Origin of the sequence: Polaromonas sp. A23 (assembly GCF_002001015.1) — a bacterium.
Lineage (GTDB): Bacteria > Pseudomonadota > Gammaproteobacteria > Burkholderiales > Burkholderiaceae_C > Polaromonas.
In genome coordinates this window covers 39,048-45,899 of the sequence record NZ_MUNO01000029.1, presented here as the reverse complement: position 1 = coordinate 45,899, position 6,852 = coordinate 39,048, and the positions used below count along the sequence as shown (strand labels likewise).

Below are 6,852 nucleotides of genomic sequence, written 5' to 3'. Positions count from 1 at the left end.
GCTGAGCAGCTACATTCGCTTCTACAACGAGCGCCGGTTGCACTCGTCGCTGCGATACTTGCCACCAGCCACATACGAAATCTGTGAAAACGGAGAAACCAGTGTCAATTAAAGCGGATCAAGTTCCGTTTCTACTGCAAGCCGTTTCCCGGCTGGCTGTCTAACATCGCAGTCAAGTGGACGCTTGGCGGCGCCGCTTACCTTGAGCGTTAGAGCACACGAACTATGACAAGAGATCGTTTCGTCCTGGCTTGGTCGTTGGTCCAAATTGCTGTTGTCGCGCAGGCCCTGTTGCTCTTCTTCATCTGGGCTCCTTGGCTAGGGGCTCACTCGCGCGAAGAGGCTATCGCCTTCTATGGGGAATCAGCTATCCCCCAGAACTGCGAAGCCATTACAGTGAATCATGGGCAATTTTCCTGCCTATCCTGGGGCACAGTCTCCTCAAATCCATGGGGTTTTGCCGCATGCACGGTCGCACTGTTTGCAAGCTTGTTGTTTCTTGTGCTAAGTCGCATCAAGGGCAAGGGGGTCTTCTCAGCAGGTTGCATTGAATTCGTGCGAGAGAAAATCAATCGTACTTGCTTCAAACTTGGACTTCCGGAAACGTCAGCGAAACACGTCCGGTCGCTAATCTCTGTCATCTTGTTCGTGGGGGTGTTTGCTTCAGTAATGTTGGTAGCCAATCTTTTCTCCCATGTCAGGTTCTAGCATCTTTCGAATGCCCTCTAACGGTCATATATGGACGCCCCCTCAACGGCAAGAGGCTGACCGATATATTGGCTGAGTGGGAAGTGCCTGCAGTCGTAAATTCGGCATCTAGAGTGGGCTCTGGCCTCCTGTAGCGTTAGCCCGAAACAGGGAGTTCAGGCTAGCCAGCTACCGTATCGCGAGACCTAACCCCTTACAGGCGTCGCAATACCTACGCCGAGCGCGCTCGCCGGGTCCTGTGGCACGCACTGTGCTTTCCACGGCTACATGGAAGCAAATGCACCAGATGTGATCGCTCATTCTTGGTTCGACGATGGGCATGCCCTGGTCGCGGGCTCTCTGTTTGTCGCTTTAGGGCTGACCATGTTCTCCCATGCTGGCCTCCTCACCGGCGGTGTCGCTGGTGTGGCTTTCCTGGCAAGCTATGCCAGCGCTTGGAGCCTGGCCCTACTCTTCTTCCTCTTGAGCCTCCCGTTCTTCGGGCTCGCCTGGTTCCGTCTCGGGGCAGAGTTCACGCTCAAGAGCTTCATTGCTGTTGCCCTTGTGTCGGTTTGCACTGGGCTGGCTCCGAAGGTGGTGCGTTTCGAACTGCTCAATCCCTGGGTAGCCTCAGTCCTCGGCGGCTGTCTCATTGGGTTCGGCTTGCTTGCGCTTCTGCGTCACAGGGCTAGCGTCGGTGGCGTCAACATCCTCGCTCAGTGGCTCCAGCAGTCGAAGGGCCTGAGCGCCGGAAAGGTTCAGCTGGCTGTGGACGTCGTCGTGGTGTTGGCCGCGCTGTTTGTGGTGCCCCCCGTTCGGGTTCTGCAGTCGGTAGTTGGGGCCGTGGCAATAGGTGCCATCCTCGCCTTGAATCACAGGCCCGGAAGGTACCTCGGGGTCTGAGCGCCAGCGACGCCTTGCCCTTCCATATGGACTCCCTTACAAGGGCAAGAAACTGACCGATAGATTGGCTGTTGGGGAAGCGCCTGCAGTCGCATATCCGGCATCTAAGGTGGGTTCTGCTGTGGCCCGTGCCGACATGGAATCCGCATCACCGAACCGCCAGTCGGTACAAGCGGCAGGCAAGCTGCCGGAAGAGTTGTCGGCGTCTATCGGTGTGGGGGGAACCCGGTTAGCCATGATGGTTGATCAATCTCGTCGCAAGCGTGGATGGGTGTTCAATACTTTCTCGTGACTGCCCTCAATACCCGGTCGTCAGGCCGGCATCACAAAGCTCTCCCTGTTGATCTTCTTGCCAAGCCGCACGGTTTGTTCACCAAACGGCGCCTTGTCCCTGAGCGTGGCATAACAGATCCGCGCCAGCTTGTTGGCCAGCGCACAAGCCGCCTTGTTGTGGTTGCTTCTGGCCTGCACATCCAGCGCCCAGCGCCGCACCCGCAGACCTCGCGTCCGGCGCTCGTTGCGATCTTTCGCAACTGAAGCGCGATGACCGCCACTCCCGGTCTTCGAATAAGGGTTTCTCCGAGTTTCAGACTGTCGATTCCACTCCGCCTCGTTCGTCGTTGCTTTGGGATACCTTGTCCCACACCTAACGAAAGGCAATCATGCGGAAACTGAAACTTGAAATGCAGGTGTCGCTGGACGGGTTCACCGCTGGCGCGGATGGCGATGTCAGCTGGATGGTTTGGCCGTGGTCTGAGGGGTGGTCGTGGGACGATGCTCTGCGAGCGCACCACAACAACCTGACGACAACATCCGACTGCATCCTGATCAGCGGAAGGATGGCGGAAGAAGGCTTTTGTGACCACTGGGAGCGCGTGGCTTCCGACGCTGAAAATCCGCAGTCCATTTTCGCTGCGGCAATCGTTGCCACTCGCAAGCTTGTCGTCACACGCACCATTCCGAGCTCGCGCTGGAAGAATGCCGAATTGTTTCGCGGCGATCTGGCCGACGGTATTGCTCGTTTGAAGCGTGAGCCAGGCAGGGACATTCTTGCCTACGGTGGGCCTACTTTGGCGTCGGCGCTCATGGACGCACAGCTTATCGACGAAATGTATATCTACATCAACCCTGCCGTGCTGGGACAGGGGCGCAAGGTGCTCAAGGACATTCGAGAGCGGGCTGAACTGATGGCGCGAAGTGCAACTTGTTACCCGTGCGGCGTAGTTGTGCTTGAGTATGTTGTGAAGCATTCGGGAAGAAGCTGAAGCGCCTGCCGACTCAAAGTGACGCCTGACCCTTTGTCCGGCGAGGCCGAGCAGCCAGCCGCACTACGTCGTGGTTATCATGCTTTCTGCGTGGCCGTCTGTCGGCCCTGCCTCACTTCAAACTTAGGCGCCCCAAATCATGGCCTTCGACCCCAGTCTTGCAGAGCGAGTTCGCAAAGCTCTCGGCGCGCGCCCTGGCATCTCCGAACGCAGGATGTTCGGAGGCCTGGCCTTTCTTGTGGATGGCAAGATGTTCATAGGAATTCGAAACTCAAGTCTGATGGCACGGGTTGGGCCTGAACATCACCAGGATGCACTAGCCATGCCGGGCGTGCGGGTGATGGACTTCACTGGCAGGCCCATGAAGGGCTATGTTTATATCGATCCGCCCGCTATCGCCGACGACTCGCAACTGAAGGCCTGGGTTTCCTGGTGTGTCCAGTATGTTGCCGGGCTGCCTGCGAAGGGCGGGAAACAATGACCCGGGCTCGTTTCCGTCTGCCTTGTCGTCGATAGACGGCTGGTTCTTTTATGGGGCCTCGGCCCCAAGGACAGATATCCCCGGCCTCAAGCCTCGTGCCGCAGCGCCGGAAACAATATGACGTCGCGAATGCTGGCGCTGTCGGTCAGCAGCATCATGAAGCGGTCGATGCCGATGCCGCAGCCGCCGGTGGGCGGCATGCCGTATTCGAGGGCGCGCACGTAGTCGGCGTCGTAGTGCATGGCTTCTTCGTCGCCGCCGTCCTTGGCGTCTGATTGCGCCAGAAAACGTGCGGCCTGGTCTTCGGCGTCGTTGAGCTCGCTGAAGCCGTTGCCGAACTCGCGGCCGGTGATGTAGAGCTCAAAGCGCTCGGTCACTTCCGGGCGTGCGTCGTTGGCACGGGCCAGTGGAGAAATCTCGGTCGGGTGTTCCATGATGAAGGTGGGCTGCAAGAGCTTTTCTTCAACCATCTCTTCAAAGTAGGTGACCTGCAGGCTGGGCAGCGAGCGGGCGTCGAGCCTGTCTTTGGCGCTGAACTTGCCGAGTTTCTTCAGGGCGTTGAGCAACCAGGCAGCGTCGTCGACATGGGCGCCGGCATCGGTGTGTTTGAGGATGGCTTCACGAATCGTCAGGCGTTCAAACGGCTGGCTCAGGTCAACCGTCTTGCCCTGGTACGTCAGCACGGTGCCGCCGGTAACCTGCTGCGCCACGTGGCGGATGAGGTCTTCTGTGAAGGTCATCAGGTCCAGGTAGTTCCACCACGCGGCGTAGAACTCCATCATTGTGAACTCGGGGTTGTGCCGCACGCTGATGCCTTCATTGCGAAAGCTGCGGTTGATCTCAAACACGCGTTCGAAGCCGCCGACGATCAGGCGCTTCAAGTACAGCTCGGGCGCGATGCGCAAGAACATCTGCTGGTCGAGCGCGTTGTGGTGCGTCACAAAAGGCTTGGCATTGGCGCCGCCCGGAATCGGGTGCAGCATGGGCGTTTCGACTTCGAGAAAATCGTTCGCGACCATGAAGCTGCGCATGCTGGAGACCGCCTTGCTGCGGTTGGCAAAACGCTGGCGCGCTGAAGCGTCGGTGATCAGGTCCACATAACGCTGGCGGTACTTGACCTCCTGGTCGGCCACGCCGTGGAATTTGTCGGGCAGCGGGCGCAGGCTTTTGGTGACCAGGCGCAGGCTGGTGGCGTGAATCGACAGCTCACCGGTCTTGGTGCGGAACAGGGTGCCGCTGGCGGACACGATGTCGCCCAGGTCCCAGTGCTTGAAGGCGGCATGCACTTCTTCGCCCACGCCTTCGTTGTTGATGTAGAGCTGGATGCGCCCGCCCGAGGGGCCGAAGGAGGTGTCCTGCAGCGTGGCAAAGCTGGCCTTGCCCATCACGCGCTTGAGCATCATGCGGCCGGCCACATTGACCTTCAGCGCCATCGGTTCGAGCTGCTCGTTGGTTTTGTCGCCGTGGGCGGCAAACAGCTCGGCCGCGTGGTGTGAGGGCTTGATGTCGTTGGGGAAGGCCACTCCGTGTCCGTCGGCCTGCCGCTGGCGCATGGCCTTGAGTTTGTCACGGCGCTCGGCCATGAGCTGGTTCTCGTCATGCGCGGGCACAGCGATGGGGGGAGTAGGGGTTTGGTTGGACATGTGGGAGCAGGTTTTCGAAAAATGGCAGCGCGCCGGGCCACTGCAACAGCGCCATGCCCGCAGACGCTGGGCACGCGTCCGGCCGGCAAAGCGGCAAAGTCCTGATTTTAGGTTACCGGCGCGGGGCGCCGGGCCGCGGCCTTACATCGCGATGCCGGTGCGCCCGAGGATGTCGCTGACCAGCTCGAGCCGGACCAGCGGGTTGTCCAGTTGCATCAGGCGCTGTTTGAGCTCCAGCGGCATGGGCAGCAGCTCGCACCAGCGGTTGGCCACCCAGCCGCTGTCGTCCAGCCGGTAGGGCGGCTGTAGTGGCATCTGGTCGCCGGGCACGGCTCGTTCCTGCAGGGCTTTGATCAGCTTGCCCAGGGCATTGGCGGCGGGGAGCAGGTCGTCGGGCACTTTGATGGACTGGTCGTCTTCGAGCCGGGTCACATCGGCAATCCACAGGCCATGCTTGAGCTTTTCGCGGCTGGAAATCTCGAAGCGCTGGGTGCCCGTGCAGCGAATCACCATCAGGCCCGGCTGCGGTACGGAAAAGCTGTCGATGGTGGCCAGGGTGCCGACGGGATGGAAGTCTTCGCTGGCAAAGCCGTCGCCGCTAGGGCCGTTTTCCGGCTTGCGCACTTCAGAGCCCTGGGTCAGCGCGACCACGCCGAAAGGTGCGCCGGTCTTGTGGCATTTGCCGATCATGTCGAGGTAACGAACCTCAAAAATGCGCAGCGGGAGCAGGCCGCCAGGGTAGAGCACGGTCCCCAGCGGGAAGAGCGGCAGCGAGGTAAGGGTGAGGGTTTCAGACATCAATCAGACGGGGAATTTCCGCGGAAACATCATCTTCCCACGATCCTGTTTTCCCGTGTGCATGCTCCGGCGTCGGAAGGGGCGATTTTTGCCATTTTGAGAGGTAAAAATGGCCCTCTGCCCTTATTGCACGGGCGCAAGCAGCTATTATATAGATAGCAAAATGCAGTCTCAGAGAGAAGGCGTCATTCGACCGCGTCGGCTGGCTGGCGCAGCAGCATGGCCAGTGAATTGGCCACGGTCTTGCGCAGTTCCCGCCGGTCGCAGATGAAGTCGATCGCGCCTTTGGTCTGCAGGAATTCGGCACGCTGAAAGCCTTCGGGCAGGGTGACGCGCACGGTGGACTCGATCACGCGCGGGCCGGCAAAACCAATCAAGGCTTTGGGCTCGGCAATGACGATATCGCCCACAAAAGCGAAGCCGGCGCTCACCCCGCCCATGGTCGGGTCGGTCAGCACGCTGATGTAGGGCAGGCCTTTTTTGGCCAGGCGGGTCAGCGCGGCATTGGTTTTGGCCATTTGCATCAGGCTCAGCAAGCCCTCCTGCATGCGCGCGCCGCCGGTGGCGGTAAAGCAGACGAAGGGTACTTTCTGCTCAATGGCCGCATGCACGCCGCGCACAAAACGTTCGCCCACCACGCTGCCCATGCTGCCGCCCATGAAGTCGAACTCAAAGCACGCCACCACCACGCCAATGCTGTGCACCGCGCCGCCCATGACGACCAGTGCGTCGGTTTCGCCGGTGCTTTCCAGCGCTTCTTTCAGGCGCTCGGGGTATTTGCGGCTGTCCTTGAATTTGAGCGGGTCCACCGGCAGGACTTCCTGGCCGATTTCGTAGCGGCCTTCGGGGTCCAGAAAGGCATCCAGCCGGGCTCGTGCGTCCATGCGGTGATGGTGGTTGCACTGGGGGCAGACGCTCTGGTTTTTCTCCAGATCGGTCTTGTAGAGCACGGCTTCGCAGCTGGGGCATTTGACCCACAGGCCTTCGGGCACGCTGCGGCGCTCGGTCGGGTCGGTCGGGGTGATTTTGGGTGGAAGGAGTTTTTCTAGCCAAGACATGGGTTCGTCCTTGTGGT

At 60.1% G+C, this 6,852-nt stretch carries 7 protein-coding genes; 3 read left to right on the top strand and 4 right to left on the bottom strand.

The genetic code is table 11. The annotated features are described in order from the left end of the window. The first annotated feature begins 1,071 nt into the window (after nt 1–1,071). A complete protein-coding gene (locus B0B52_RS16265; RefSeq protein WP_254425736.1) occupies nt 1,072–1,590 on the top strand; it encodes a YitT family protein in 519 nt (172 codons plus the stop codon). Nucleotides 1,591–1,902: 312 nt separating this feature from the next. On the opposite strand, the gene B0B52_RS16260 is transcribed toward B0B52_RS16265, so the two are convergent. Further along, on the bottom strand, nt 1,903–2,082 hold the full coding sequence (locus B0B52_RS16260) for a hypothetical protein (RefSeq protein WP_077594712.1): 180 nt from the start codon (nt 2,080–2,082) through the stop codon (nt 1,903–1,905). A 170-nt stretch (nt 2,083–2,252) separates the two neighbouring features. On the opposite strand from B0B52_RS16260, the gene B0B52_RS16255 reads away from it, so the two are divergent. Both B0B52_RS16255 and B0B52_RS16250 read left to right on the top strand, forming a co-directional pair. After that, nucleotides 2,253–2,855 carry a dihydrofolate reductase family protein gene (locus B0B52_RS16255; RefSeq protein ID WP_077594711.1) on the top strand — a complete coding sequence of 201 codons (603 nt, stop codon included), beginning with the start codon at nt 2,253–2,255 and terminating at the stop codon, nt 2,853–2,855. Nucleotides 2,856–2,994: 139 nt separating this feature from the next. Further along, nucleotides 2,995–3,336 carry a TfoX/Sxy family protein gene (locus B0B52_RS16250; protein WP_077594710.1) on the top strand — a complete coding sequence of 114 codons (342 nt, stop codon included), beginning with the start codon at nt 2,995–2,997 and terminating at the stop codon, nt 3,334–3,336. Nucleotides 3,337–3,422: 86 nt separating this feature from the next. Here the strand turns inward: B0B52_RS16250 and lysS are convergent, their stop codons facing one another. The 3 genes from lysS to accD all read right to left on the bottom strand — a co-directional run bounded on the left by lysS (nt 3,423) and on the right by accD (nt 6,835). Then, the gene (gene lysS / locus B0B52_RS16245; protein ID WP_077594709.1) at nt 3,423–4,979 is read right to left on the bottom strand and encodes a lysine--tRNA ligase; all 1,557 of its coding nucleotides are present in this window, start codon (nt 4,977–4,979) and stop codon (nt 3,423–3,425) included. 141 nt (nt 4,980–5,120) lie between these two features. Then, entirely contained in the window at nt 5,121–5,777 is a 657-nt protein-coding gene (locus B0B52_RS16240; RefSeq protein ID WP_077594708.1) for an LON peptidase substrate-binding domain-containing protein, read from the bottom strand. 185 nt (nt 5,778–5,962) lie between these two features. Then, nucleotides 5,963–6,835 carry an acetyl-CoA carboxylase, carboxyltransferase subunit beta gene (gene accD, locus B0B52_RS16235; RefSeq protein WP_077594717.1) on the bottom strand — a complete coding sequence of 291 codons (873 nt, stop codon included), beginning with the start codon at nt 6,833–6,835 and terminating at the stop codon, nt 5,963–5,965. Nucleotides 6,836–6,852 lie beyond the last annotated feature (17 nt).

Bases quoted from the DNA above. Each gene is read 5' to 3' on its own strand.
- B0B52_RS16265 (WP_254425736.1), top strand. From the start codon at position 1,072: ATGTTCTCCCATGCTGGCCTCCTCACCGGCGGTGTCGCTGGTGTGGCT.
- B0B52_RS16255 (WP_077594711.1), top strand. From the start codon at position 2,253: ATGCGGAAACTGAAACTTGAAATGCAGGTGTCGCTGGACGGGTTCACC.
- B0B52_RS16250 (WP_077594710.1), top strand. From the start codon at position 2,995: ATGGCCTTCGACCCCAGTCTTGCAGAGCGAGTTCGCAAAGCTCTCGGC.
- lysS (WP_077594709.1), bottom strand. From the start codon at position 4,979: ATGTCCAACCAAACCCCTACTCCCCCCATCGCTGTGCCCGCGCATGAC.
- B0B52_RS16240 (WP_077594708.1), bottom strand. From the start codon at position 5,777: ATGTCTGAAACCCTCACCCTTACCTCGCTGCCGCTCTTCCCGCTGGGG.
- accD (WP_077594717.1), bottom strand. From the start codon at position 6,835: ATGTCTTGGCTAGAAAAACTCCTTCCACCCAAAATCACCCCGACCGAC.